Genomic DNA, 26,580 nt, shown 5'->3' on the forward strand with positions numbered 1-26,580 from the left:
ATTATATTTTATTGAAAATTTTATATAGAAATCAGCGGATATGCCTCTCTGTAGATTGGAATTTTTCATGTTATAGGTAACAGAAATATGAGGTCTGGGATGCTCCAAAAGCTTCCGATAAAAGGCTCAATCAGTGGCTCGTTCAGTGCCGCATTGAGCATTTTATAAATGACCCGATATTCACATACACGGCATAAAGACTGTGTGACGCAGCCATAAAAAGGCGGTTACGGCGCTGGCCGCCAAAACACAGATTGGCACACCGCTCGGGCAGCGGAAGAAAAGCCCGGGCTTCGCCGTTCTTTCCAAAGACCTTGACGCCATTTCCATCAGATCCGCCCCACCCACACCAGAGATTTCCAGCGTCATCACAGCGCAGGCCATCACCCAGCCCCTGCTCAGCATCGATCAGAATATGGCGTTCAGTTACCCGATCCCTGCTCTCATTCAACTGACACGCCCAGATCAGATTTGGGGAGGCTCCAGTATCGATCACATAGAGAATGCTGCCATCGGGTGAAAATGCCAGTCCGTTGGGGTTGAGAAATCCATCGTCAATGCACTCAAGCCCTCCCCTTACCCCGACCCGGTAAAGGGATGTCGGCAGTTCCTGCTCTCCCCGCCCTCCCCCTTCATAGGCGGATTTGAGCCCATAATCCGGGTCGGTGAACCAGATGGCACCATCTGCGGCAACCACCACATCATTCGGAGAATTAAGCTGGCACCCGCTGAATCTATCAGCAATGACGGTCATCGTGCCGTCAGGCTCTGTCCGCGTAACGCGTCGGGACTCATGCTCGCAGGTGATCAGTCGCCCTACAAGGTCGCGGGTATTGCCATTGGCAAAGCCAGAGGGGCCGCGAAACACCGAAACCTGCCCGGTCTCTTCCGTCCAGCGCAGGATGCGATTGTTGGGAATATCACTCCATAGCAGGAAGCGCCCGTCTCCAAACCAGACAGGCCCTTCCCCCCATGCCATTCCTGTTGCAAGACGTTCCGTATCAGAGTTCGGCAAAAAGCAATCGAACGTCGGATCGTACAGAACAGGCGCATAGTCCACGCGCGCGAGATAGTCTTTCTGAGCGGGAACCACTCCCGGAAACAGTGACGTATTCATCCGACCACATGCTCCTCTTCGCCTTCCATCTTTGCGCCAGGAAGAACCGCAGGCCGATAGGCCACAATACTCGCCACCAGAACCGTACCAACCAGAACACTTCCGATAATGGCGGCAGGCAACCCGTAGATCACCCCCAGCATTGGCACCAGAAAGCCTGCCACACCCTGCCCCAAAGCCGCGACTGCGTAGCTTGTGCCCATCCCGAGCGACCGCGTCTCGGAAGGGAAGCGCTGTGACAGATAATGCGGGACAAGAGCGAAAATGCTGTTTCCAAACATGCCGACGCCAAACGCTCCAGCCAGCATGACCGTCATGTTATGTGCCGAAATAAACGGCCAGATCCCAAGTGCCGTCAGAGCGAAATACAGCATGAACACCATTCGGTCTCCCAAGCGGGATGCCAGAACTCCGCACAGCGGTTTCCCCAGCAGGGAGCCGATGCAGTACGCCGCGATGAACGGAAAAACATCAGCCGGAGACATATGACGGTCTGAGCGCAGGAATGTCGGATAAAAGCTGTACATCGCAGCATTCTGGAACTGAACAAAGGCCATGAAAATCAGAGCCTGAAGCGCTGCTCCATCAAGACGGAAACCAAACTTCCGCCGCTGGACCTGTTGCTTCGGCATGGACTGGAGCTTGAGCCAGACCGGGCTTTCCGGCACGCCCCGACGAATGAAAATCGCCAGAAGTGCGGGTATGACCCCGATCAGAAACAGCGCCCTCCATCCCCAGATCGGGAGAATGATGGCCTGCGCCGCTGCAGCAGCGAAAAAGCCGCATTCATATCCCGACATCATCAGCGACGACGCCAGAGAACGCGCACGCGGCGGCACACTTTCCATGAGAAGGGCTGCAGAAGCAGTCCATTCGCCTCCAAAGCCGATCCCGAACATGAACTGAACCACCAGCATGGCCAGATACGTCCATGTCATGGCCGTTGCGCCGGAAAAGACCGCAAACCAGATCACACCGATCATAAAGGTCAGCTTGCGACCATACCGGTCCGACAGCCAGCCCCAGCCGGTATTGCCCACCACACGCCCGACACTCTGGGCTGTAATGATAATTCCCATAGCCGTCAGGCTGACACCCAGATCCTTTCCGATATCCGGCAGGCAGAGCAGAAGCGCCACCTGATCGAAGGCATCAAGAAACCAGCCCAGAAACGCCGCCAGCGTGACCCGCCAGTATGGACGCAGTAGCTGGAACGCACTCACGTTCTGATCGGACGCCGAAACGGGCTGGGACAGAATGTGCTCATGAGACACGATATTGGTCCTCTTTCGAAACATGCCGGCCTGTCGGCCGCACATTCTGTGTGTTCAAAAAAACGAAAAACGCAGATGCGAACAGGCTCAGGTCCAGCCGCCATCCACGACAAATTTCTGGCCCGTGCACATCCGGCTGTCATCGGCGGCCAGAAACAGCGCCAGACTGGCAATATCCTCTGGCTGTATCCGGTCAGAAATGCACTGGTTGCGGTCAATCGCCGCTTCCCCTCCGGCATCCAGCCAGAGCGCCTTCTGCTTGTCCGTCATGACCCATCCCGGCACCAGAGCATTGACGCGGATACGCGACGGCCCCAGTTCACGCGCCAGCGCATTGACCAACCCATGCACAGCAGCCTTGCAGGTTGCATAGATGGGATAGCCGGCGTTCTTCTGCATCCAGCCTGTTGAACCGAGGCAGATGATTGATCCCCGGCCCTTCTGCACCATGACAGGAGCAACTGCCTGGGCCGCAAAGAACTGCGACTTGATGTTGATGTCCGTCAGGCGCTGCCACAGGGCTTCGTCCGCTTCTTCCAGCGTGTGCCGACGGTCGTTCGCAGCATTGGCAACCAAAACATCGACCGTTCCAACACGCTCCTGCGCTTCCACGAAAGCCGATCTTGACCGTTCAACATTGGTAACATCGCATGGCACAAAACTGGAGGAAACGGCGCACCTGCCAGTTCCGCAGCCAGCGCTTCACCAGCGGTGTCATCAATATCCAAAAAAGCGACCTTTGCGCCCTGCCGGGCAAACGCCCTGACCATGGCCGCTCCGATCCCGGTCGCACCGCCCGTAATCAGGACGGCACGATCGCGCAGACTGGGATAGATCGCCAGATTGTCTGTGAATATCATGGCAGCCGCATCCTGCATCATGATTTTACCACTCTGCCACAGAGCCGTCGGCATGGCGCCAGACAGGATTTCTCCAGCGATGTCCTTCAGCAGCTTTGGCCTTCACATACTCCTCGTTGATTTCAATCCCCAGACCGGGGCCATCAGGAATGGCGACATGTCCATCCACATAAGAGAACACCGAAGGATCGACGATGTAATCCAGCAGGTCATTGCTCTTGTTGTAATGAATACCGAGGCTCTGTTCCTGAATGAACGCGTTATAGCTGATGGCATCCAGTTGAAGATTGGCCGCCAGAGCGATCGGCCCGAGCGGACAATGCAGAGCGACAGCGACGTCATAAGCCTCTGCCATGGCAGCGATTTTCCGCGTTTCCGTAATGCCCCCGGAATGAGAGGGATCAGGCTGGATGATATCGACGCAGCCCTGTTCCAGAATGCGCTTGAAATCCCAGCGCGAAAACAGACGCTCACCTAGCGCAATGGGGATGGACGTCTGGGCGGCAATTTCCGGCAGAGCCTCGAAATTCTCACTCAGAACGGGCTCTTCAATGAACATCAGGTCGAAGGGCTGAAGTTCCCGCGCCAGAACCTTGGCCATCGGCTTATGCACGCGCCCGTGGAAATCTACACCAATCCCGACATACGGCCCGACCGCCTCACGAATAGCCGCGACCCGGGCAATCGCTTCATCCACTTTCCTGTGGCTGTCGATGAACTGGAGCTCTTCCGTGCCATTCATTTTCACAGCCGTAAAACCGCGATCCACGACTTCTTTGGCAGCACGCGCCGTATCAGCCGGACGGTCTCCACCAATCCATGAATAGACACGGATACGGTCACGACACTTTCCGCCCAGAAGCTGCCAGACCGGCACATTGAACGCCCGCCCCTTCAGATCCCAGAGCGCCTGATCAATTCCGGCGATGGCGCTCATATGGATCGCACCGCCACGATAGAAGCCCGCACGATACATGACATTCCAGTGGTCTTCGATCAGAAACGGGTCTTTGCCAATCAGGTAATCGGACAGTTCCTCGACCATGGCAGCCACAGTCGCGGCCCGACCTTCGACGACGGGCTCGCCCCAGCCAAAAATGCCTTCATCCGTCTCGATTTTCAGAAACAGCCAGCGCGGCGGAACCATATAGGTCTTGAGTGCCGTAATCTTCATGATGATGTCCTGTCGTGAATTCGGAAATGATGGATTCAGTGGCTGGACGATGCGGGAAGCGCATCGATGAAGGCTCGGGCATTGGCCGCGATTGTGTGCGCGCTGTCGCCCTTGCGATACAGAGCCGACCCCAGTCCAAATCCTGCTGCGCCGACGCTGAAATATTCCTGCATCGTCTCAGGCCGGATGCCACCGACGGGAATAAAGGCCGTACCCGCGGGAAACACGCTTTTCCATGCGGCCAGAACATGAGGGCCAAGCTGTTCGGCAGGAAACATTTTTAGCGCATCCGCCCCGGCAGCCAGAGCCGCAAATCCCTCCGTAGGCGTACAAACTCCCGGCGTGCAGATCAGGCCATGAGCCTTGGCTTCCCGAATAACGGCGACGTCTGCATGTGGCATGACAATCAGCCTGCCATTATGACGCGCCACATCTCGCACCGCTTCCGGAGATGTGACGGTCCCGGCGCCAATCAAAGCCCGATCGCCAAATGTCTCCTGAAGCAGGGCAATACTGCGAAAAGGATCAGGCGAGTTGAGCGGGACTTCAATAATGGTGAAGCCCGCATCCACCAGAGCCTGCCCTGCCCCAAGCGCCTCTTCCGGACGGAGTCCGCGAAGGATGGCAATCAGGGGGCAGCGCTTCAAAGCATGAGTGAACATATTCATGCACCTACTCCTGAAAATGGCTGGGATCTGGCTCCATCCGGAACCAGTCCCGCCAGATGAGCAATTTTCATCAATCCCGCTGGCGCTGTATTCCCGAGGACCTCGGGTTCAGGCTGACCCAGCAGACGAAAAGCCCTGAGATATCGCGCGCAAAGAGCATCATCGCCAACCAGAACGGTTCTGTGCGACGCCCCTCTCTTGAGACGGGGGCCGGAATAAACCTCGTTCCCGATCAGCAGGCCCGACAGATAATCGGGCACGGCAGCAGGCGAGAGCCGCCCGGCCAGAACGCGGCTCCGTGCAGAAAACAGCAGGGATGAAACACTGTCTTCAGACGCCCCGGTTCGGACACCGTCTTCGAAAGCCATGATGGATTCAGCATCAGACGGCCTTTCTGGAGCGCTAAACCTTCCGAGGATGCTGTGTGCCTTCAGCACAGCGTAGAGTTCGCCCGTCATGAACGTTCGAAACCCGACGATCCGCCCCTGATGGATCTGTGCCCATTTCGAATGGGTGCCGGGAAGAACGATCGTCACGTCCTCAGCCAGATCAGGACGAAGGGCGAGAACACCCAGAATCTGCGTTTCCTCGCCGCGCATGACGTCGGGAACTACCCCATCATCCCGAATACCCGGAATGATCGAAAGCCCCCCCTGCCCTGTCTGAACCGGCTTGAGGGACGTCGCCAGTGCATCAGGAGCAACAGGACAGGAAAGATAGGGCGCTTCCGCCCATCCATTCGCACTGCCAACCATCCCGCAGGCGATTGCCGGGGGCAGAACGGGAAGACTCCATAAACCCAGAAGGGTTTGAAGAACCGCGGAAAATCCGCCTTCCGGCAGATTCAGAATTCCGTGTTTGCTTTGATACTCCTGCAGGATCTGACCGCTCTCCGTCATCAGCCAGGCCCGCAGAGAAGACGTCCCCCAGTCCAGCGCAAGGAGAGCCGGAAGTCCGGCGAAAGGCCCACTCATATGACGCCACCCTTCCAGCCAAGATGACGAGAAACCGTCTCGGCAGCTTTTTGCACCACCGGAACCAGCTCCGCCATCCGTTTGAGGGGAAGATAGGGCGTTGCACTGGCCACACTGATGGCCGCGACGATATCCCCTGTGACATCACGAACAGGCACAGCAACACAGTTGATGCCCAGTTCATTATCCTCAAGGTCAAAGACACAGCGGTTCGCACGGTAATGCCGCATCCGATCCAGCCAGCTTTTGAACTGAAGCGGATCAGCGCCGGAAACATCGTACAAATGCCTCCACGATGCCTCATCATCATCCATGATAAGGGCGCGCCCTACTCCCGTGAGCGCCAAAGGCATGCTCTGCCCGACGCGGGAGCGCATTTCCAACCCTCTCTGTCCGTCAACCTTGTCAAGATACAGAACACGCTCTCCCATTCTGATCCCGAGATGGACCGTATCCTGTGTTGCAGCTCCGAGAGATTGAAGAACGGGACGCGCCAGAACCAGAACTGGATGTTCCTGCCGGGCCAGTGCGCCCAGTTCAGCCACTTTAGGTCCAAGCTGATAAGCGCCCGAATGATCCTGAGAAAGCCAGTGCATCTGAACGAGCGCTGACGCCAGCCGATGTGTCGTGCTGCGCGTACACCCCAGGCGATCAACCAGCGCATTCAGCGTATCGCATCCTTCACCGACAGCGCGTAGCAGGGACAGGCCCCGGCCCAAGGCCTGAGTACCTTCAGGCCACTCTGACGCTCCGTCAGGAGACATATCCACTCTGCTGCTGTTGCTATCGGATCTGGTCATACTTTCGCATATACATCCCATAATATGGGATTGAAACCATATATCGGACGATTCGAAACATTTTTATGTGATATTAGATGATTGTGTAACGACACTACATCCCAAGTGATATCTTGCCACCTTGTCCGCACGGCGAGGCCTCAGACACAAAACGCTCAATAAGAAGGCAGACATTGCGCGCCAGAGGGGTTTTCTTCCCATGACTGGCCATCCCGATTTCCGAAAACGTCTCTCCCAAATCCAATGGAATTCGAACAATTTCAGACGGCGCGGTGTAAGTGGCATTGGCAGGAACAATCGCAACGCCGAGCCCTGCCAGAGATGCCAGATGAATGGCTGTTGTGAACTCATGAAAATATTTGATTTCAAGCGGAACCAGACCGTTCTGATAAAAACTGCTGAGCAAAGCGTCATGAAAACCCGGTGCATTTTCGCGCTCCAGCATCAGAAGCGTTTCCGAACTCAGGTCGGACGCAATCAACGAGGCACGCTTTGCCAAGGGATGGTAAGCAGGCAAAACAGCAAAAAACTGCTCTTTCCCAATGGAGCAAATATCAACCTCCAGATGCTGAAGAGGCAGACGTACAAACCCAATATCCAGTCGATGTTCTGCAATCGCCTCAACCTGACGGACCGAATTCATTTCCATCAGATCAAACTGGATAAAGGGGTACCGCTCCGCAAAATGTCGGAAAAGCGTTCCACCAAACATGGGAATAATGGAGGAGACAAAACCAAGACGGATACTCCCAACAGTCCCGGCAGAAATATGTTTGGTTGATTTCTGTGCTTCATCAAGGATCGAGAGAATACGCCGGGCCTCTGTCAAAAAATTCTGCCCGGCGAGAGTCATAAAAACGTGATTCCGTGACCGATCTACAAGCTGGACACCGATTTCTTCTTCCAGATGTTTGATATGACCACTCAAAGCGGGCTGGACAATGTTCAACCTTGCCGCAGCACGGCCAAAATGCAGCGTTTCGCCGAGTGTCGAGAATGAACGGAGATGTTTGAGTTCCATGATATGGGTTCCTGATCATGCCCTGTGATCAGTTTCATCGTGAAATAGAATTGGAAGTTTGCCTCGGAACCGGAAAGAACTTCGTGATCACCCGCTCGATGGAGCAGGAAAACGTGTGACGAGGTCTCTCATGCCCATTGATCTTTCCAGAACACGTCCGTCCGGTCGCTGGTTGCGCATCATGCCGATCGTGTTCGTAACCTACAGCCTTGCTTACCTTGATCGCACAAATTACGGTTTCGGGGCGGCAGCAGGCCTTAACGAGGCTTTGCAGATTTCGCCCAACCGTGCGGCCTGGCTCGCATCGCTTTTCTTTCTGGGATATTTTTCGTTTCAGGTCCCTGCTGCCGCTTATGCGCGTCGGCATAGCCCAACGAGAATGATCTTTTTCTGCATTCTGGGTTGGGGCGTTCTGGCGTCTCTTACCGGATTAATCAATAATTTCTGGTTGTTGGCTCTGGATCGCTTTCTCCTCGGCAGTATGGAAAGTCTGATCATTCCGGCCATGCTGATCCTGCTGACGGAATGGTTTACCCGCAGTGAACGCTCTCGTGCGAACACTTATCTCATACTTGGTAATCCGGTCACCGTACTGTGGATGTCAGCAATTACCGGATATCTCATTTCTCAATATGGGTGGAGGAACGTCTTCATTATTGAAGGAATTCCCTCCGTTCTGTGGGCATTTGTCTGGATCCTGACAATGTCTGACCATCCCTCTCAGGCAAAATGGCTAACAGTCGAAGAGCGCGAAGCTCTTGCTCAACAACTCGCCATTGAACAGCGCGAAATTCCGGAGCGTCACGCAAGCATATGGTCGGTCCTCACAGACGGACGTGCGCTTAACTTGAGCGCTCAACTTCTTTTATGGAGCGTGACTGCTTATGGTTTCATCATGTGGTTGCCCGATATTATCCATAGTGGCGGCTCAAGTATGGGAAATACCGGACTGCTGGCAGCCGGACCCTATGCAGCCTCCGTAGTTCTGATGATCGTCGTCTCGTATATTTCAGACCACTATCAGATCCGCAAAAATATTGTCTGGCCGCTTCTGGTTGTTTCGGCGCTGTGCTTCTTCGGCAGCTATTGGCTGGCCGAATACAGTTTCACCCTCGCCTATCTCTGCATGGTTCTTGGATGCGCCACGATGCAGGCGCCACTTGGGCCGTTTTTTGCCATCGCTCCGGATATTCTCCCCCGTGAAGCCGCCGGGATTGCGATGGGCGTCATCAACAGCGCAGGTGCGTTGGGCGGCTTTCTCGGTTCCTGGATCATTGGATACATTCAGGCGCGAACCCATAGCGTCAGCCTCAGCTTCGCTTTCATGTCGGCATTCATTCTGACGGCAGCCATTCTGATGGCTTTTTTCAAAAGCCATCCTACCCAGAAAAATCAACGGTCTCCCGAGCTCTCCGGAGCGCATCCGGGTGTTTCCGCTACCTGAATCTGATTATTTCGTCCTCTTTGTAAGGAAAAGACAATGCTGCTCAAACGCTCACAGATTAATTCGAGCATCGATCTGGCAATCGATACCTTTCGCAAACATAGCATCAGCCTCCCTGACTTTGCCTACTGGTCTGCAAAGGACTGGGCCACAAAGGGCCATGAAGCGAATGAGATCCGTGACTGCATGCTGGGATGGGATGTAACGGATTTTGGACAGGGTGATTTTACACGGATCGGCCGTACCCTGTTCACTCTTAGAAATGGTTCGCTTCGCCGTCCGGGTTATACGAAGAGCTATGCTGAAAAACTGATTCTCGACCCAGAAGGACAACGCTCGCCCGCACATTTTCATCGCACGAAAATGGAAGACATCATCAATCGTGCAGGCGGCGTTATTTTAGTGCAGCTCACAAAAGCAGGCGCAGACAACAAGCCTGCGCAGGAAAGTTTCCCCATCCATGTTGACGGTATTGTCCGTCAGCTCAATCCGGGTGACCTCGTCCGGCTCAAGCCGGGACAGAGTGTCTGTATTCCTCCCCGCACAATCCATCAGTTCTGGGGCGAAGATGGAAGTGGTCTCACGGTCAGCGGTGAGGTTTCGTCTCTCTGTGACGACCATGAAGACAATTTCTTTCTTGAGCCCTCGGCGCGTTTTCCAGAAATAGATGAAGACGAGGAACGGCGTTACTTTCTCTGCAACGAATATCCTGACATTTCCTGAAATATATCACAGGAGAAACGAAGATTTCTTTTCTCCTGTTCTTCAAGATTGACGATGCAGCGTTTGGCCCAACGCCTGTACTCAGGCGGAAATGGCATCAAGATCGTCTTTCAGCGCTTGTGGGTCCAATCTTCCTTGCCGACCGATAAAGACAAGCCGGGTATCTGGATCAGACAGAGCTTTCTCAGGCGCTAATCCAATGGTAATTCGCGCTCCCGTCATCTGCAAAAGCAACGCACGCTGCGGAGCTGTAGCGAGATACAGGATCCCTTTCGCCCGAAGCAAAACCGCAGCATGGCGGTCAATTACAGTGCGGAAGCCTGTTAGGTCCACCGGCGAGTTCCGCCGCCATGCAAGACTGATGAAGTCGTCATTCACGTCATCCTCAGCCCGGAAAAAAGATTTTTCCGTTTTCCCTTCGAGAAGACGAAAAAGAGCCTCATAGGTCAGGAAACTGTCCGCACAAGACAGAACGGGTGCCCCGCCATGAAGCGCCTGAAGTTTTGCTTCTGCTTCCTGAATAGCATCCTTCCCAAGGTTTTCCGTATGGGACAGGACGGTCATGTCCGAAAAAAGGATCTGCTCTTTCCACAAAAGATCTCTTGTGATCCCGCTTTGCGCAATCACATCAAGTACATTGACGACACAGATCACGCCTTCCAGAGCCGCATACTGCCACAAAATAGGATCTGCCAGCGCCCTGCGCATTTCCTGAAGCTTCGAAACCCCACTGCATTCGATAAAAATCGCCTCAGGCACGGGACTGCGAGACAGAAGCATCTTCAGCGTGGAGAACAGATCCGACTGCATAGAGCAGCAGATGCAGCCGTTCTTCAGCGTCAGAACATCGCTATCCCGCCGCTCCACCAGTAATCCGTCAATATCAATCGCCCCAAAATCATTGACCAGAATGGCCAGACGACGACGTTTCTGCGTTTTGAGCAGCCGATTGAGCAGAGTGGTTTTCCCCGCACCCAGAAAACCTCCGACCACATATACCGGGACTGCCGCAGCCTGTTCCAGACCAGAGCCCTGCCTCATAGTACCCCGACGTGCTTACGAACCGGCTGCCCCGGAAAAGCGTCCCGGTTGAGTTCGCCCTCCGAAATCACGCTCTGACCATTGACCAGCAGATGATGTACGCCTTCCGAAGGGCGATTCATGGCTGCGAAATCTGCACGATCCGTTATCTTCCTGAGGTCAAAAACGACAATATCGGCATCACATCCTTCCTGTAAACGCCCCTTCCGCGCCATTTGCGGGCAGACCGTCTCCAGAATCCTTGCTGGCCCTAGCGAACAGCGACGCATGGCTTCACAGAGTGAAACCTTGTGGCGCTCCCGCAGATACTCTCGCAAAAAGCGGGAAAAAGTCCCTGACGAACGGGGATGAGACACGGCCTCCTCCGGAAGAGGCCAGCTTTTACCCTCGTAAACGGAGCCATCCGGGAGCGTCCAGGGCATGGCATCGGATGCGATCACGCCTCCCGGATAGAGAACGGATACATCCAGCAGGTCCTGCGCCGACGGGTTGCTCTGCACGTCAAGAAAATGCCAGAGCACAAGCGTATCGGGCCGCTCCCGCTGCACGTCCAGAATTTCCTGCCGACTTTTAAACCGATGGCCGTCATCAACTTTCTGGATTGATGTATATGCACTGCCGGTTCGCTCCCTGAACGCGGCCTCTCCAAACAGGGGCGACCCTATGACGGTAGAGCCTGTCCCATAGGGATAGGCCTCAACCGTGATGTTCAGTCCCTGCTTCTGTGCAGTGGAAACAAGCTCGGCCGCTCGGCGGATATCCAGCAGACTCGTGCTGTTAAAGTGACAGATATGCATATGCGCACCTGTCGCGCCCGCATATCCGATCAGACGGGTATAGGCCTCGATGGAACTGCGCGGGTCAATGTTCGAAGAATAGGCAATATGGGTATAGGTCGGAGCCTCATGCCGCTTTGCGAGCGAACACAGCTCCACAAGCTCTTTTGCACCACCTCCGGGCACATAGGCATGCGGGATCCCGATGCCCAGACCGCCTTGCTCCAGCCCCTGTTCGACGAGCGACAGAATAGTCCTCAGTTCCGCAACGCTCGCCGTATTCTCGCTCCATCGGGGGTCGTCATAACATTTCCCCATGAACGAAAGAGACGGCTCTACTGGCCGACCGATCATTGCGCTAATCCGCGCGAAGGCCCACGCGACCGACGCGCCATAATTCAGAACCCGGCCACGCTCCTGCTGGCGGGCATACCAGTCAGAAACCGGCAGAATACCGACCTCCAGCTCCAGAGAGGTTGTCACTCCGTCAAACGCCTGCATGCGATCGGACGCAATACATTGCCCATGGGCGTGAAGATCGATGAAGCCAGGGGCCACCACGAGCCCTGTCGCATCGATTTCACGCTTAGCCATGCCGGAAACAGCACCAACACGGTGAATAACGCCGTCCCGCACCGCTACATCCCCGATCTGCTCCAGACCTGTTTCAGGATCAACCAGCAGACCGTTACGGATCACGAGATCGAACAAATACTCAACCTCTCACACGATCCGGCCCCTCTCAGTGAGACAGGTCCGGAATTATGACCAGAAGATCTTCCAGAGCGGGCGCAATGCTGGCCACCGGTGTACGTTCATTCAGACCATGCATGAAGGAATCCGAGTTCTTGATGAAAATCGGGCTGATCCCGTAGCTGGGCACACCGTGAGAGCGGAACCACATGCTGTCACTCGCGCCGGACGACAGCGCCGGGAAGACGGCTACTCCCGGGTAGGCAACCTGCATCCCGTGCTCGATGGCTTTGACCACATCCGGACGCATAGGAGAGGCCGCAGTCTGGACCGATCCCTCCGTTGCGTCCTCAATCTTCATGGACGGGTCCTGCGCGGCCTTGCGCAGTTCTTCCATAATGGCAGCGCGCGGATGGCCCGGGAAAATCCGGCAGTTGATATTCGCCGTCACTTTCTGTGGCAAAGCATTGAGCGCATGACCGCCATCGATCATGGTCACAACGCAGGTCGTCCCGATCCGGCCAATGTAAGACGGATCCGAAGAAAGGGTAAGGATGGCCTTTTCATCCACAGGATTCTTCGCAAAAGCTTTCATGGCCGCAGCCATTTCAGGCTTCTGCCAGCGGGCGGCATTCTGGAAATAGCTACGGCTCAGCTCGTTCACCTCTGGTTTGAAACGATATTGCTGAATGCGCAGAAGGTCTACCGCAAGTTCGTCAATCGCATTGACCGGTCGCGGTTCAGAGGAATGACCCCCTGGATTGGTCACGGTCAGGCGGAAATCTGCATAATTCTTTTCCGCTCCTTCCCAGGTGAAATAATCCGGCTTGCCCGTTTTCTCACTGAGTGTCCCGTTTGCGCCATCCATGTTCAGAACCAGCTCGGCATTGGAGAGCTTGTCCGCAATGATGGCGCCCGTCGCCATCGTCGTTTCCTCATCCCCGGAAAACTCAAGGATGATATCCCGTCGCGGCTTGTAACCTTCGCGTTTGAGTTCCAGAAGCGCAGCAATGGCCAGCGTGTCATCCAGCTTCATGTCCGTTGAGCCCCGGCCCAGAAGATAGCCGTTTTCAATCTGTGGCTTGAACGGATCATGCGTCCAATCTGAGGCCTTGGCTTCGACGACATCCATATGTCCCGAAATCACCAGCGGCTTGAGGGACGGGTCCTGACCGGGCCAGCGGGCGATCAGATAGGCCGTATCCTTGTAAGGGGTGATGGTAATGTCCGATGGCGCAAAGCCGCCCTTGATCAGCGCATCACGGAACAATGCGGCCACGTCCGGCGTCTGGTTGCCCGGCCCTGCCACTGAGCGCAAAGCAATGGATTTTTCAGCCAGATCCAGAGCCTGATCGGCTGCGGCCTGATGGATGGTGGTATGATTTTCAGGTGCACCCAGCGCCTGCTCGAGCATCAGATCGCCAGCCAGCAGCAGAAAGCCGCTTTTCAGCACGGCCTTGCCAATCCGCTTTCGGGAAAGCTGCGTCCGTTTGATTACGTTCATGCTCTACTCCTGTTGATTGCCTGAAAATTCAAAGTCAAAACCACGATCCGGCGCCATTTTAAAACCGCACCAGAACATCATTCCGTAGGAATTTTTTTATCTTTTGCATCGCTTCTGGATGCAATCACGTCCACCTCGACAAGCCAGTGAGGATTACTCAGATGCGGAACCTCAATGACGGTCCGTGCAGGAAAAGCGCTTCGGAACCGGGCCCGATAGGCCTGCATCATGCCGTCGAAATCCATATGTCCCAGCCGTGGATCAGCGACCAGATAGACATGCATCTGCACGATATCCTGAAGCGTCATCCCGTAATGTTTCAGGGCCGCCGAGATCTGATCCAATGCACTTTGCATCTGCTCAGCGGTTGTGGTGCCAGATATCCTGTCCGCCGCAGGACCCAACCCTGAGACATAAACCGTTGCTGATCCGGCCGGGACCTGAACAGCCGTCGAAATCGGAAAATCATCTTTCGGATCAGAATAACGCTGAACGGACTGCCCAGACGCGTCCTGTCCGCACGCAGTGACCCCGGCAACAAGCAGACCGAACTGACACCATCGGCACCAGCCGCCTCGTGATATATCAGCAGGAAGACGTGCGGGAGATATCACCGACGCTGCTCCTTCGAGATACGAATGCATAAAACAGAGTGGTTACAATCAGGCTGACCAGCCAGGAAACGTCTACCTTATGAACATAGGGGACCAAAAACCCTGTAAAGAATTCATTCTTCAGAAAAGGGATTTCAACCAGAACACCCAGAACATAACTTCCAACAGCGGCCCAGTTTACATAACCATAGATGCCGCCGTCTTTCTGAAAGAACGACTCAACATCATAATCTCCATGACGCAGGATATAGTAATCATATAGATTGATCGCAGTCCACGGCACCATGACGGCCATGAGTATATCCAGAAAAGCGGCATAGGACTTCATGAAGCTGTCCGCCATTCCCAGTGCGAAGAAAAGAGACAGTCCGAGCAGCGCGCATGTCAGTATCACCCGGCTTTTTAATGCGGCGCGCCATTCGGGCAGAAAAGTCTGAATGATCGTGATACTTGATAGCGCCCCGCAATAGACACTCATCGCATTGGCCAGAGCGATCGATACGGACAGAACGACCAGAACCGGAGCTCCCCACGCCCCCGACAGATGCCCCAAGGACTGCACAACGCTCTCCCCGGGCCACTGCAGAACCAGAAAGGCCCCCAGAACCATCGGCAAAATCGTCCCCAGGACGGTGCCCCCGTAACTCGCCCAGAATGTGTTCCTGACGGACAGGCTATCCTCAGGCAGATACCGTGAAGAGTCTGAAACATAAGGCGCATAGGCGATCTGCCAGAGCGCCGAGATCGAAAACATGCCGAAGAAACCAGCAATCGAGCCGTGCATTTCCGTCAGAAGTGTGATCGGCATATGCCAGAACCCCACGATCAGACAGTACATGACCGCAATTCCGGACAGCCACGTCACGACCTTCGAACAGGCATGGATGGCACCATACCCCAAAATACACGGGACAAGACTGATAAACGCCAGCAGAAGAACTGCGGGAATGCGCCCGAGCAGAGGGAGTGCGTCGTCCAGCGCTTCGCCGCCAACGACACAGTTCGAGGCCGCAAAGCCGATATACATCAGCACGACTAGAACGATAATGGGCACTGCCCCCCAGACACCAAACTGCCCCCGGCTCTGCACCATCTGCGGCACACCGAGCACTGGCCCCTGCGCGGCATGAAGCGCCATGAAAACCGCGCCGACCAGATTACCCGCTATAACCGCCACAATCGCCCAGATCAGGGACAGATCGAAAATCTTTGGCCCTAACGCCCCTGTCACGATGGTCAGGAGCGTCATGTTCGTACTGAACCAGACCGTAAACAGGTCGCGGACACGTCCATGCCGGTGTTCCGTCGGAATCCGGTAGATCGTATGGACTTCGACGGACGGGTTGAACTCAGCCCTGCGACCCTGTGTCATCATCAGAATTCAGCCTTGAGCGTGCCATAATACTGGCGCGGCGCGCCAACGAGAAACGACTGATAGTCACCGGACATCGGAATTCCTGTCTCTCCCATCGTAGAAATATATTTCGTATTCGTCAGGTTATAGACGTTGAACTCGAACGTCAGGTTCTGCACAAAATTCAGGCTTTTGGAATATTTTCCAAGATTGCCGAAGCGATACCGGGCACCCAGCGTTTCGATCCAGTAAGAAGGAATTTTCATATCCCCTGTATAGCTATAATTGCGCGTACCGAGGAACTGGGTATCGAGATGTGCGGAAAAATTCTGCCACTCGTAAGCCAGGCTGGCTTTATACATGAAGCGCGGATAGGCAACGATCTGCTGGCCTTTGATGTGATAGGTCGTTCCGGTTTCCGTAACGTTATTGTCATAGGTCGCATGATTGTAACTGATACTGTTATACAGTGAGAGTCCTTTGACGGGCATCACTGTGAGCCCGGCATCCACACCGTTCATGGTCACGCCGCCGACGTTTGCAACCGTGGAAACGGGATTGACGATCGAACCCGACGTCACCTGCTGCAAACGATTGTGAAAATTCGTTCTATAGGCATATACCGACGCCAGTGCATATTTGTGCGTGAAGCGATACCCGACGGCAAAATTCCAGTCGGTTTCAGGCTTCAGTCCCCCATGCTGCAACAGCTGGTTATAGGCAGACTGCGAGACGGAAAAGGGCGACGCTCCTTCCTTGAACGCCTGAACAGGATAGGATTTTACATTTTCGGCAATATCGAAAAACAGCTCGTGATGCTTCAGGAAATGCCAGTCCCCGCTGAAATGCGGCAGAAACGCCCGGGCGGTCGTGATGCTGCCACCGGCAATCTGTCCAACGCCCGTATAACTCTCGTCATTGGCGTATTGTCCGCCTCTCACGGTCTGCAGAAGTGACTTGAAACCAAAATGCAGGGAAAGATTGGGAAGGACATGGTAAGTGTCCTGCACAAAAGCCGTAAAGCTGTTCGAATTAAAGTTCTGCCCCCATAGCGTGGCATATGGATCGGGAAGTTCTCCCACCGAATTAACAGGTTTGGCCTTTCCGGATTCCACATCCGAAAGCAATGGCTCCTCGTAAGCGAAACGCCCGACATCAGTATGAAAGTTTTCGTACCAGACGCCGCCACTGATATCATTATGTGCAATTTCATAATGAAGCGCAGAGGTAAAACCAAAACGCTGAGAGTGGGTTACGGTCGCCTGATCAATTAGCGGCGCGCCATTCGGGGAAGAAACATACGGGTTCGCCCATGTTCCACGCAAATACTGACCATGCCCATATACGACACTTTCCCACCTCAGACGGTCCGTCAGAGCCAGATTGGCCTTCAGGCCCCCAAGATAATCACGTTCGACCAGTGCGCCATCGTAATATGAGGCATCCCACGGATCGGACATCTTTGAATAACCCGGTGGCAATGCCCCTCCCGGCAGACCATTTGCCGAAAGCGCGGACAAATACGCTTTCCTGTAAGCATTGGGAGTTCCGTAGAAATTATCGATCCTGTATCCGCCGTTCTTCAGCATATCGAAGGACATATCCTGATACAGGTAACTCTGCGTCAGGTTGTAATCGAAGAAAGACGAAATACTGCTCCGTTCACCAATAGGTTGAACGAATTTTGCATTAACCTGCTGTCCAAACTGGTCGCCGCCCCCTTTCCATTTGTCCTGCGCGTTCCGCATGTAAGAGACGTAAAATCGCGTTCCGCTCTTGTTCAGATCGCCGCTATCCATTCTCAGGAACGTATGAAAACCGTTATTTGAACCAAATGTCTGTGATGCAAGGCCACCCGCTTTGCGCTTAGGATCGGAGGAAATATATTCGACAGAACCACCCAGATTGCTTGTGCTGGCGACAGATTCAGCCCCGGCCCCCATGGAAACATCCAGACGTCCAACATTCTCAGCCGAAATGGCATTGACGGCATTGAGACCATTAAACGTATGGAACTCCTGATCGCCCAGCGGCATGCCATCCAGCGTCATGCCGATCTGATTTTGCAGAAAACCGTGCATATAAAACTGGGTAGACCAGGTATCCACACCCTGCGGATCGTCAGACTGGAACATTATACCCGGCTGACGTGCCAGAATCTTGAGTGGGTTGGTGCCAGGCACAGCATCTGCCAATGCTGCCGCTGATACCGTTGTAACGGCACCATGAGGAACATGCCGGGCCGTCACCTGCATATTCTCGCTTTCCAGTGCCTCACGCGCGGTGACGCGCCGGGCCCGTGCCGTCTTCGGGCGAGCAGGAACCGCCTGCGGTGTCTTGCCTGCATTATGATGGGTCGCAGTATGGGCCTGCGTCTTGGAAACGGCGGCCTGAGCTGAACAACAGGAAAATGCAGTCGTCGCGAGCACCCAGACAAGAAATGAAGACGCTCCTTTTCGTGCCTTGTCCGACTGGAGTCTCACTCCTGAAACGGGAAAACAACAGGTTTCATGGTCCGGTAATGGAATGTTATTTTTAGACATCATCTTCCCGTACTTTCCCAAAGCAGTCGTTGAGGAGACACGATCAGCCGCTGACAGGCCACAAAGAGAACTGAGAGGCATGTCGCCTTTTCAGATTAGACCATGTCATTCCAAAAAAGGGTTGTCTATGTCTATTCTGGTATCGAACCGATTTTTTACTCCCCATACTGTAGCCGACACCATTCAGACGCCCCAGACCACCCTCTGGAAGATCCAGTTAAATCGCATTAAATCAATATTTTAATCCTCCTCCACCTCTTCAGAAGCAGCGCTCCCTCCCCCCTCTGAAAAAGCTATACAAAAGATCAGAAAAACAGCCTTATGATCCTTTCCAGCTCTGGATATCCCAAAGAATCTATGGTTGTCTTTACAAGATAGACAATACCCTCCTTTCTTCCCGTGGAGCCATCGCATGACTGCCGCTTCTGACTGCCAGACATCTTCCCTCTCCCTGGCCCGGACTGAAGTCCGTCACCTCCCAGTCTATAATGCCGGCCTATCGGAAGAGGCCGTCAGGGCAAAATACGGGGTTTCCCGGATTACCAAGCTGGGGAGCAACGAAAACCCTTATGGGCCGTCACCTGCTGCTCTGGGCCACTGGGCCGAAATTGCATCCAGCCTGTTCCGCTATCCGGATGCTTCCGCGGAGGGACTGCGGGAAGAGCTGTCACGACAGACCGGAATCGACACAAACCGGATTGTTATCGGAAACGGGTCCGAACAGATTATCCGTATGATCTGCGAAGCCTTCCTGTCCCCCGCAGATCGCCTCGTCACGGTTCTACCCTCCTTCGGGCTGCATCTGATCTGGCCGCAAATGATGGGAGCCCGGGCAGAGGCGATTCCAATGACGCCGGAGGCCCGTTTCGATCTTCCTGCCCTGCATCAGGCCGTGACATCTGCCCCCCTCAAAGTCCTGATGTTCTCAAACCCCTCCAATCCCGTCGGCTGCATGATGACAGGCGATGCCATGCAGGGACTGATCGATGCCTGCCCGGCGGACACGCTGATTGTCATTGATGAAGCGTACTGGGAATATGCGCGCTCCAGCCAGGATTATGCCGATAGTCTGTCCATTCTCGAAAAACAGTCCCGCCCATGGATGGTTCTGAGAACCTTCTCGAAGGCTTACGGTCTGGCCGGACTGCGCGTTGGTTACGCGCTGACGTCTGATCCCGGACTTACGGCCGTCATGACGCGGGTCCGCGATCCGTTCAACAGCAATAGCGCAGCGCTGGAAATGGCCCGGTTGAGCCTGCTCGATCAGGACCACATGCTCAGGACGGTGGATTCAACCCTCACCGAAGGTCGTGCCCTGAAATCGGCTCTGGAAAAGCGCGGCTATTTCGTCGCACAGTCTTTCGCTAACTTCCTGTTCTTCGACGCACGCGAATCTGCTTCAAATCTTGCAGGGCGTCTTCTCGAACACGGGATTATCGTCAAACCCTGGAAGGAAACAGGCTACGAGAACTGGATCCGGGTCAGCATTGCGCGCTCTGAAGACAGTCATGCCTTTCTGCAGGCCTTCGACCATGTCCGCAAACCCTTACATTCTTCTGCAGCCTGAAAAGGAAAGCGCCATGATCGGTTCTTCCGCCGCCGAACGCGCCGCCCGGCGTCTCACCCCTCTTTTCGGAGATCGCCTGACGGCCAACGCGACGGTCCGGGAGCATCACGCTCATGGAGAAGGGTGGCGTCACCCGGATCAGACCCTCCTGCCGGCTTATGTTCTGTTCGCCCGCACCACGCAGGACGTGTCGGACGCCTTGAAAATCTGTCATGAGGAAAACGTTCCCGTCATTCCCTTCGGCGGCGGAACCTCTCTTGAAGGACAGCTCACACCTGTTCCGGAGTGCATCAGTCTCGATCTTTCCATGATGACGGACATCCTCGATGTCTCGACCGAAAACCTGACATGTCGCGTTCAGGCTGGTGTGACACGGCAGGATCTGAACCTCCATTTACGGACACAGGGCCTCTTCTTCCCGGTCGATCCCGGCGGAGAGGCAACCTTTGGTGGAATGTGCGCCACCCGGGCCTCCGGAACCGGTGCCATGCGTTATGGCACCATGCGGGCGAATGTCCTGGGCCTGACGGCCGTTCTGGCCGATGGGCGCATCCTTCATACAGGCGGTGCCGTCCGCAAGGCTGCCACGGGCTATGATTTGACCGGCCTGCTCATCGGCTCGGAAGGTACGCTGGCCGTGATTACGGAAGTGCAGGCGCAACTCCATCCCATCCCCGAAGCCGTAGGCGCTGCGGTCTGCCAGTTTCCAACACTGGCCAGCGCCGTGGAAACGGCCGTTCTTGTCATCCAGTGCGGTCTGACTGTCGGACGGATGGAACTGCTCGACGACGTCCAGATGGATGCCTGCATTCAGTATTCCCATCTTGAGGGCTATGAGGCCCTCCCCACCATGTTCTTCGAACTGACAGGTTCACCCGCCAGTGTTGCGGAACAGGAAGCCGTGCTGCGAGATCTTGTGGAAGGTCAGGGCGGACAGTCTTTCCGCTGGGCCACCGCTACTGAAGAACGTAACAGTCTCTGGAAAGCACGCCATGATGCTTTCTGGGCCTGTATGGCGTATCGCCCCGGTTACAAAGGCATCACAACCGACGCCATTGTCCCCATTGCTGCCCTGACGGAACTCATGACAGGCGCCAGATCCGATATTGACGCTTCCGGCCTGCTAGCCCCCATTGTCGGCCATGTCGGTGACGGCAATTTCCACACTGTCATTCTGATCCCGCCCAATGACGCGGATGCCGAAAAACGTGCCCTCGAACTGGACCATAAAATCATCCGCCGCGCCCTCTCACTCGGCGGTTCCGCTAGTGGCGAACACGGGATCGGTCTCGCAAAGCAGCTCTTCATGACAGAAGAGCACGACCCCGCAGCCCTCTCCGTCATGCGCGCCATTAAAACCGCTCTGGACCCGAAGAATATTCTCAACCCCGGAAAACTCGTTCCCGCAGACGCCCCATGACCTTGCGCCACATCCGTCTGAACAGCCTCCCCGGCACCCTTTGGAAGAACGGCGCTGGCACAACCCGACTGCTGATTGAACGGCCTGAATGGCGACTGAGCGTCGCCACCATAAGCCGGGCTGCGCCATTCTCCAGCTTCCCGGGTCTGTTCAGACAAATGGGACTTCTGGCGGGAAATGGCGTTCGTCTTCTTCCCGCGTCCGACGCACCGCCTCTTGTTTTAGGCCAACCCGGTGACCTCATCCAGTTTGACGGAACCCTGCCGCTGACGGGTACACCTCTTGACGGTCCGGTCGAGGTTCTGAACCTCATGCGTCCTGCGGACAGAAACGGTCCGAACCTGATCACGATCACACCAGAAAATCCCCCGGCGGGGAGCCTGCGGGGTTTTATCCCCGTCACGGGAGAGTGGAACGTCCTGACGCACCAGCAGCACGACACACTCGCTCCTGGCGACATTTTTCTTAGCGAAACTCCGTTTGAACTGACCATCCTGAAACCGGGTCAGATCGCCTACGGTATCAGCTGACAGACCGAAGCATCGCCCTGCCTTGAGAGCGAAGCGACACAAGATCGACCATCCCGCCCAGACGCAGGACATCGCGGATCTCGTCGCCCAGCCCGTTCACCAGACTGCGACCCCCTCTCTCGCCCCCCGCGGCAAGCGCCCAGGCCCAGGGGCGCCCGATCCCTACGGCCTGAGCACCCAGCGCCAAAGCGGTGACAACATCCCCACCCCAGCGGACACCTCCGTCCAGAATGATCTCCGTCTCACCCTTCAGGGCTTCGGCAATATCCGGCAGGACGGAAAGCGATGACGGGGCCGGGTCCATCTGCCGTCCCCCATGATTGGAGATGATGACCGTCTGCGCGCCCGCTTTCTGACAGGCCAGCGCATCGCCCGCATCCATGATTCCCTTGACAGCAAGATGCCCCGGCCAGACAGAGCGCAGCCACTCCAGATCCTTCCAGGTCAGGGTTGGATCAATCTGGGACGCCGCATTTCTTGCCTGTTCCATCAGCGTGCTCCCCATGCCGTAGGGCGCCAGATTGCCGATTTTCGGCATCCCGTTCCTCAGCATCCCCGCCGTCCAGCGCGGATGCGTGGCCATGGACAGGATATGCCGCAGGGACGGACGCGTCAGATTGCGAAAACCATTGCGGACGTCGCGCAGCCGGAGCGGCGTGATCGGCGTATCAACCGTCAGGATGATGGTCCGGATGCCGCAGTCCTCCGCCCGACGCAGCATGTCGCGAGTAATCCCCCGGTCGCGAAAGACATAAATCTGTGCCGCGAGCGTTACCCCCGGCACCCGGGAGAGCGTCTCCAGCGACTGGATGGCGAATGTAGACACCGCCATCGGCAAACCCGCCGAAGCCGCGACCCGCGCAGCCCGGAGTTCGCCGTCCGGACACATGAGGCCGCCAAACCCCAGCGGTGCGAACATGAAGGGAAGCCGGTGCGTGCTTCCCAGAAAAGGCGCGGACAGATCGCAGGCTGAAACATCAACCAGACATTTCGGAACAACCGCCCAGCGGTCAAAGGCCAGACGATTGGCGCGGACGGTACGCTCCGAGTGAGAACCGCCATTTACATAATCACGAAAAATACGGGGAAGAACTTTATCAGCCCGACGATGCAGCGCCGCGATGCCGTGATAGTTCATCCCCGTTATTCTCCCGATCTGATCAGTCTTCAAAAACAGGCAGGGGGACACCCGACCCCACACAGTCTTTCAGAGCGCCGTCAATGATGAGCGTACGGGCCGCTTCCATATCCGGCGTAAACAGGCGGTCCTGCGCAAAGAAAGGCACAGTTTTCCGCAATGTCTTCGCGACGGCAAGCAGTGGCGAAGATGTTTCAAGGGGGGCCAGGAAATCAAGCCCCTGTACGGCCGCCAGATATTCAACCGCAATGATCGTCCGGACATTATCCACGATATCGCCGACACGACGCGCGGCAAACGTCGCCATGGAGACGTGATCCTCCTGATTGGCCGACGTCGGCAGACTGTCCACGCTCGCCGGATGGGCCAGAGTCTTGTTTTCGGACGCCAGGGCCGCAGCCGTGACCTGTGCGATCATGAAGCCCGAATTCAACCCGCTGTCCTGCACCAGAAATGGCGGAAGGCCACTCATCTGCGCATCGACCAGCAGCGCCAGACGCCGCTCTGCAATCGCGCCCACTTCGGACACGGCAATCGCCATGAGATCCGCAACAATGGCCACAGGCTCGGCATGGAAATTACCACCCGAAATCATTTCGTCCGTATCCGGGAAATGGATCGGGTTGTCCGAAACCGCATTCGCCTCGATCACCAGAACCCGCGCCGCCTGACGCAGATTGTCCAGACACGCTCCCATGACCTGAGGCTGACACCGCAGGCAGTATGGGTCCTGAACGCGCTCGTCATCTTCAAGATGCGACGCGCGGATGGCAGAGCCTTGCATCAGCGAACGATAAACCGCGGCGCACTCGATCTGTCCCCTCTGTCCGCGCAGTTCATGCAAACGCGGATCGAATGGCGCATCCGTGCCGCGTGCCGCATCAAGCGTCAGGCCGCCTGTAATGAGAGCCGCGTGAAACAGACGCTCGGCATCCAGAAGCGCTGCAATCGCCAGCGCCGTAGAGGCCTGCGTGCCATTCAGAAGAGCCAGACCTTCCTTGGCTCCCAGAACCAGAGGTTCAAGTCCGGCAGCTTTCAGAGCCTCGTCACCCTTCAGGCGCTGCCCCTCATAAAATGCCTCACCTTCGCCGATCACCACGGCCGACATATGCGCCAGCGGAGCCAGATCGCCCGAAGCCCCGACCGATCCCTTTTCCGGAATGACGGGCACAACCCCCCGGTTCAGCATGTCCAGCAGAAGCTGCACGATCTGCGGACGCACACCCGAATAGCCGCGCGCCAGTCCATTGGCCTTGAGCAGCAGGATGAGCCGGACCACACGCTCCGGCATCGGCTGGCCGATCCCCGCAGCATGGCTCAGCACCAGATTGCGCTGAAGATCCCGCAGGCGATCATCGGGAATACGGGTCTTCGCGAGTTTTCCGAAACCCGTATTCACCCCATAAACCGGCTCGCCACGCCCGACGATACGCTCCACGGATTCTGCTGCACGTTGCAGAACCTCGAAGGTCGCATCGTCAAGGCGAACATCCATCTGCCCGAAATAGAAGCCCCGCAGATCGCTAAGCGTGATCTTGCCAGGCGTGAGTGTAAAAATGCTGGTCGTCATGATGGTCTCAGGCTCCGCGCGTGATCATGGGAAGGTCGAGGCCCTTCTCGCGGGCGCAATCTGTTGCAATATCGTAACCGGCATCCGCATGTCGCATGACCCCCGTAGCCGGGTCGTTCCACAACACCCGTTCCAGACGCCGCGCCGCATCGGGCGTACCGTCCGCTACGATCACCATACCGGAATGCTGGGAGAAGCCCATGCCGACGCCGCCACCATGGTGCAGCGACACCCAGGTCGCGCCCGATGCCGTGTTCAGAAGTGCATTCAGCAGCGGCCAGTCGGACACGGCATCCGATCCGTCCCGCATACTCTCGGTTTCACGGTTCGGACTGGCGACCGAACCACTGTCCAGATGATCACGACCGATCACGATCGGGCCCTTGAGTTCGCCACTGGCAACCATTTCGTTGAACGCCAGCCCGAGGCGGTGACGGTCCCCCAGACCAACCCAGCAGATACGCGAGGGCAGTCCCTGAAAGTGGATCTTTTCCCGTGCCATATCGAGCCAGTTGTGAAGATGCTTATCGTCTGGCAGCAGCTCTTTGACCTTCTGGTCCGTCTTGAAGATGTCTTCCGGATCTCCCGAAAGCGCAGCCCAGCGGAACGGACCGATACCCCGACAGAACAGCGGTCGGATATAGGCCGGCACGAAGCCCGGAAAGGCAAAGGCGTCTTCCAGACCCTCATCAAAAGCCATCTGGCGGATGTTGTTGCCGTAATCGAAGGTCGGAATACCCTGACGGTGGAATGCCACCATGGCTTCAACCTGAAGCCGCATGGACTCCCGCGCGGCTTTCTCGACTGCCGCCGGATTAGTAATCCGCATCTTTTCAGCCTGCTCCAGCGACCACCCTGCCGGCAGATAGCCATTCAGCGGATCATGCGCAGAGGTCTGATCCGTCACGCCATCCGGACGAATGCCGCGCCGCACCAGTTCAGGGAAGACTTCCGCGGCATTTCCGAGAAGCCCCACGGAAACCGCCTCACCTTTCGCACAGGCATCCTGAATGATGGCCAGAGCCTCATCAAGCGTATCGACCTGACGATCCAGATATCCCGTCTCCAGACGCTTGCGGATACGGGACGGTTCACATTCAACCGCCAGCATGGACGCACCGGCCATGACAGCCGCCAGAGGCTGCGCGCCACTCATGCCGCCCAGACCGCCCGTCAGGATCCAACGCCCTTTCAGGCTGCCGCCATAATACTGGCGTCCCATTTCCACGAAGGTCTCGTATGTCCCCTGAACGATGCCCTGCGAGCCGATATAGATCCACGACCCTGCCGTCATCTGCCCATACATCATGAGCCCGGCCCGATCGAGTTCGTTGAACTTCTCCCAGGTGGCCCAGTGCGGCACGAGATTGGAGTTCGCGATCAGCACACGCGGGGCATCCGCATGCGTCCGGAACACACCAACCGGCTTACCGGACTGCACCAGAAGCGTCTGGTCATCTTCCAGATCGCGCAGCGCCTCGACAATCCTGTCGTAGCAGTCCCAGTTTCGGGCAGCCCGACCGATGCCGCCATAAACAACGAGTTCGGATGGCTTTTCCGCGACCTCGGGATCCAGATTGTTCATCAGCATTCTGAGGGCCGCCTCTGTTTGCCAGCTTTTTGCCGAACGCTCAGGGCCAATCGGGGCGCGGATGACACGATCATTCGAAAGGCGGTTGCCGGGATCACTCATGGGCTTCATCCTGTATGAACTTGTATATACCAATACTCAAATCGCTCTGCGGAATTGTCAATCCATTTATGAAATGACATCG

The 26,580-nt window shown here is 56.0% G+C and carries 23 protein-coding genes; 5 read left to right on the plus strand and 18 right to left on the minus strand.

The genetic code is table 11. The features are described from left to right. Window positions 1–142: 142 nt before the first annotated feature. From HKD28_RS14450 to HKD28_RS14485, 9 genes are all read right to left on the minus strand, one after another. Window positions 143–1,117, minus strand: a complete 975-nt coding sequence (locus tag HKD28_RS14450; RefSeq protein ID WP_194268932.1) for an SMP-30/gluconolactonase/LRE family protein — start codon at window positions 1,115–1,117, stop codon at window positions 143–145. Beyond that, window positions 1,114–2,391: an MFS transporter gene (locus HKD28_RS14455; protein ID WP_328750726.1), complete on the minus strand. Its 1,278-nt coding sequence runs from the start codon at window positions 2,389–2,391 to the stop codon at window positions 1,114–1,116. Before HKD28_RS14455 ends, HKD28_RS14450 begins: the two co-directional genes overlap by 4 nt. An 87-nt stretch (window positions 2,392–2,478) precedes the next feature. After that, on the minus strand, window positions 2,479–3,003 hold the full coding sequence (locus HKD28_RS14460) for an SDR family NAD(P)-dependent oxidoreductase (RefSeq protein WP_328750728.1): 525 nt from the start codon (window positions 3,001–3,003) through the stop codon (window positions 2,479–2,481). Further along, window positions 2,895–3,251 carry an SDR family NAD(P)-dependent oxidoreductase gene (locus HKD28_RS15960; protein WP_328750730.1) on the minus strand — a complete coding sequence of 119 codons (357 nt, stop codon included), beginning with the start codon at window positions 3,249–3,251 and terminating at the stop codon, window positions 2,895–2,897. The genes HKD28_RS14460 and HKD28_RS15960 overlap by 109 nt, the downstream gene beginning before the upstream one ends. Before the next feature lie 25 nt (window positions 3,252–3,276). Continuing rightward, a complete protein-coding gene (gene dgoD / locus HKD28_RS14465) occupies window positions 3,277–4,425 on the minus strand; it encodes a galactonate dehydratase (protein WP_194268934.1) in 1,149 nt (382 codons plus the stop codon). Between the two features lie 35 nt (window positions 4,426–4,460). Continuing rightward, window positions 4,461–5,093 carry a 2-dehydro-3-deoxy-6-phosphogalactonate aldolase gene (locus HKD28_RS14470; protein WP_207729016.1) on the minus strand — a complete coding sequence of 211 codons (633 nt, stop codon included), beginning with the start codon at window positions 5,091–5,093 and terminating at the stop codon, window positions 4,461–4,463. Then, the gene (locus HKD28_RS14475) at window positions 5,090–6,067 is read right to left on the minus strand and encodes a 2-dehydro-3-deoxygalactonokinase (RefSeq protein WP_194268935.1); all 978 of its coding nucleotides are present in this window, start codon (window positions 6,065–6,067) and stop codon (window positions 5,090–5,092) included. Before HKD28_RS14475 ends, HKD28_RS14470 begins: the two co-directional genes overlap by 4 nt. After that, the gene (locus HKD28_RS14480; protein WP_194268936.1) at window positions 6,064–6,867 is read right to left on the minus strand and encodes an IclR family transcriptional regulator; all 804 of its coding nucleotides are present in this window, start codon (window positions 6,865–6,867) and stop codon (window positions 6,064–6,066) included. The genes HKD28_RS14475 and HKD28_RS14480 overlap by 4 nt, the downstream gene beginning before the upstream one ends. Window positions 6,868–6,961: 94 nt before the next feature. Beyond that, a complete protein-coding gene (locus tag HKD28_RS14485) occupies window positions 6,962–7,888 on the minus strand; it encodes a LysR family transcriptional regulator (RefSeq protein ID WP_194268937.1) in 927 nt (308 codons plus the stop codon). A gap of 115 nt (window positions 7,889–8,003) precedes the next feature. Between HKD28_RS14485 and HKD28_RS14490 the strand changes: the two genes are divergently transcribed. Together HKD28_RS14490 and HKD28_RS14495 are read left to right on the plus strand one after the other, a co-directional pair. Beyond that, window positions 8,004–9,332 (plus strand): MFS transporter, encoded by a 1,329-nt coding sequence (locus HKD28_RS14490; protein ID WP_207729017.1) that lies wholly within the window; start codon window positions 8,004–8,006, stop codon window positions 9,330–9,332. 36 nt (window positions 9,333–9,368) lie between these two features. Beyond that, on the plus strand, window positions 9,369–10,055 hold the full coding sequence (locus HKD28_RS14495; protein WP_194268938.1) for a D-lyxose/D-mannose family sugar isomerase: 687 nt from the start codon (window positions 9,369–9,371) through the stop codon (window positions 10,053–10,055). Between the two features lie 81 nt (window positions 10,056–10,136). Here HKD28_RS14495 and HKD28_RS14500 read toward each other — a convergent pair whose 3' ends face one another. From HKD28_RS14500 to HKD28_RS14525, 6 genes are all read right to left on the minus strand, one after another. After that, complete coding sequence (locus HKD28_RS14500; RefSeq protein WP_194268939.1) at window positions 10,137–11,096, minus strand: CobW family GTP-binding protein; 960 nt, start codon at window positions 11,094–11,096, stop codon at window positions 10,137–10,139. Continuing rightward, the gene (locus tag HKD28_RS14505) at window positions 11,093–12,583 is read right to left on the minus strand and encodes an amidohydrolase family protein (RefSeq protein ID WP_194268940.1); all 1,491 of its coding nucleotides are present in this window, start codon (window positions 12,581–12,583) and stop codon (window positions 11,093–11,095) included. Before HKD28_RS14505 ends, HKD28_RS14500 begins: the two co-directional genes overlap by 4 nt. Window positions 12,584–12,614: 31 nt before the next feature. Further along, window positions 12,615–14,069, minus strand: coding sequence for a M20/M25/M40 family metallo-hydrolase (locus HKD28_RS14510; RefSeq protein ID WP_194268941.1), 1,455 nt, complete (start codon window positions 14,067–14,069; stop codon window positions 12,615–12,617). A 77-nt stretch (window positions 14,070–14,146) separates the two neighbouring features. Beyond that, on the minus strand, window positions 14,147–14,713 hold the full coding sequence (locus HKD28_RS14515; RefSeq protein WP_207729018.1) for a RidA family protein: 567 nt from the start codon (window positions 14,711–14,713) through the stop codon (window positions 14,147–14,149). Then, the gene (locus HKD28_RS14520) at window positions 14,655–16,058 is read right to left on the minus strand and encodes a purine-cytosine permease family protein (RefSeq protein ID WP_194268942.1); all 1,404 of its coding nucleotides are present in this window, start codon (window positions 16,056–16,058) and stop codon (window positions 14,655–14,657) included. The genes HKD28_RS14515 and HKD28_RS14520 overlap by 59 nt, the downstream gene beginning before the upstream one ends. Then, a complete protein-coding gene (locus HKD28_RS14525; protein WP_194268943.1) occupies window positions 16,058–18,583 on the minus strand; it encodes a TonB-dependent receptor domain-containing protein in 2,526 nt (841 codons plus the stop codon). The genes HKD28_RS14520 and HKD28_RS14525 overlap by 1 nt, the downstream gene beginning before the upstream one ends. Before the next feature lie 409 nt (window positions 18,584–18,992). Between HKD28_RS14525 and HKD28_RS14530 the strand changes: the two genes are divergently transcribed. Genes HKD28_RS14530 through HKD28_RS14540 form a run of 3 tightly spaced genes read left to right on the plus strand, consistent with a single transcriptional unit; the run spans window position 18,993 to window position 22,097 of the window. After that, a complete protein-coding gene (locus HKD28_RS14530; protein ID WP_194268944.1) occupies window positions 18,993–20,147 on the plus strand; it encodes a histidinol-phosphate transaminase in 1,155 nt (384 codons plus the stop codon). A 13-nt stretch (window positions 20,148–20,160) separates the two neighbouring features. Continuing rightward, window positions 20,161–21,567 carry an FAD-binding oxidoreductase gene (locus tag HKD28_RS14535; protein WP_194268945.1) on the plus strand — a complete coding sequence of 469 codons (1,407 nt, stop codon included), beginning with the start codon at window positions 20,161–20,163 and terminating at the stop codon, window positions 21,565–21,567. Further along, window positions 21,564–22,097: a HutD/Ves family protein gene (locus HKD28_RS14540; protein ID WP_194268946.1), complete on the plus strand. Its 534-nt coding sequence runs from the start codon at window positions 21,564–21,566 to the stop codon at window positions 22,095–22,097. Before HKD28_RS14535 ends, HKD28_RS14540 begins: the two co-directional genes overlap by 4 nt. On the opposite strand, the gene HKD28_RS14545 is transcribed toward HKD28_RS14540, so the two are convergent. From HKD28_RS14545 to hutU, 3 genes are read right to left on the minus strand one after another with little or no spacing between them, the layout of a single operon-like run. Next, window positions 22,090–23,235, minus strand: coding sequence for an alpha-hydroxy acid oxidase (locus HKD28_RS14545; RefSeq protein ID WP_194268947.1), 1,146 nt, complete (start codon window positions 23,233–23,235; stop codon window positions 22,090–22,092). The two genes, HKD28_RS14540 and HKD28_RS14545, sit on opposite strands and share 8 nt — an antisense overlap. 22 nt (window positions 23,236–23,257) lie before the next feature. Next, a complete protein-coding gene (hutH, locus tag HKD28_RS14550; RefSeq protein WP_194268948.1) occupies window positions 23,258–24,805 on the minus strand; it encodes a histidine ammonia-lyase in 1,548 nt (515 codons plus the stop codon). 7 nt (window positions 24,806–24,812) lie between these two features. Then, window positions 24,813–26,498: a urocanate hydratase gene (gene hutU, locus HKD28_RS14555; protein ID WP_194263204.1), complete on the minus strand. Its 1,686-nt coding sequence runs from the start codon at window positions 26,496–26,498 to the stop codon at window positions 24,813–24,815. Window positions 26,499–26,580 lie beyond the last annotated feature (82 nt).

The sequence above is a fragment of the Gluconobacter cadivus genome (assembly GCF_015244745.1).
Lineage (GTDB): Bacteria > Pseudomonadota > Alphaproteobacteria > Acetobacterales > Acetobacteraceae > Gluconobacter > Gluconobacter cadivus.